This window comes from Streptomyces sp. SID5464 (assembly GCF_009862985.1).
GTDB lineage: Bacteria > Actinomycetota > Actinomycetes > Streptomycetales > Streptomycetaceae > Streptomyces > Streptomyces chartreusis_D.
Genome location: NZ_WWIQ01000008.1, coordinates 1 through 826 on the forward strand (window position 1 = coordinate 1; position 826 = coordinate 826).

Sequence of the window (826 nt, forward strand, 5' to 3'; positions counted from 1 at the left end):
TTCATGAATGTCAGCGCGCCGTTCCCAGCGGATGCGCAGGCGTCGGAAGCCGTGGAGCCAGGCGAAGGTCCGCTCGATCACCCACCGGTAGGTGCCCAGTCCTGTGCCGTGCCGGGTGCCGCGGCGGGCGATGGCTGGCACGATGCCTCGCTCACGGACCTGGTTGCGGTAAGGGTCGTGGTCGTAGCCGCGGTCGGCGAAGAGCGAGTCCGGTTTGCGGCGGGGACGGCCGACCCGGCCACGGACCGGTGGGATCGCGTCCGGCAACGGCAGCAGCTGGGTGACGTCGTTGCGGTTGCCGCCCGTGACCAGGACCGCGAGCGGGGTGCCGTGTCCGTCGGTGATCAGGTGATGTTTCGAGCCCGCCCGGCCCCGGTCGACCGGCGAGGGGCCCGTGTGGATCCCCCTTTAAACGCCCTGACGTGCGAAGAGTCGACCACGCAGCGGGACCAGTCGAGCTTCGCCGCCGCGTTCAGCTCGGCGAGCAGTACCTCGTGCAGCCGCTGCCACACGCCGGCCTCGTTCCAGTCCCGCAGCCGTCGCCAGCACGTCATGCCCGAGCCGAAACCGAGTTGCTTCGGCAGGTACTCCCACTGGATCCCGGTGTGCAGTACGTAGAGGATCCCGCACAGCACATCCCGGTCCGGCAGCGGCTTGCGACCCGGGTACCTGAAGCGCCGCTCGCGCTGCGGCAGCAGCGGCTCCAAGCGGTCCCACAGCTCATCCGACACCATCCACGGCGAACTCTCCACACCCGACCGAACGCTCAACTCACATGTCAGCAACGGCCATCAGCGTCGATCCACCTCATTGTGTTAGCCGTTGT

1 protein-coding gene is annotated in these 826 nt (G+C 68.4%); it reads right to left on the minus strand.

Going from position 1 to position 826, the window contains the following annotated elements:
* A protein-coding gene (locus tag GTY47_RS07645; protein WP_234025769.1) for an IS5 family transposase occupies positions 1-734 on the minus strand; the annotation gives its coding sequence in 2 pieces (ribosomal slippage) (positions 1-398 and positions 398-734; 735 coding nt annotated over the 2 pieces). This gene is flagged as partial in the annotation.
* Between the last annotated feature and the right edge of the window lie 92 nt (positions 735-826).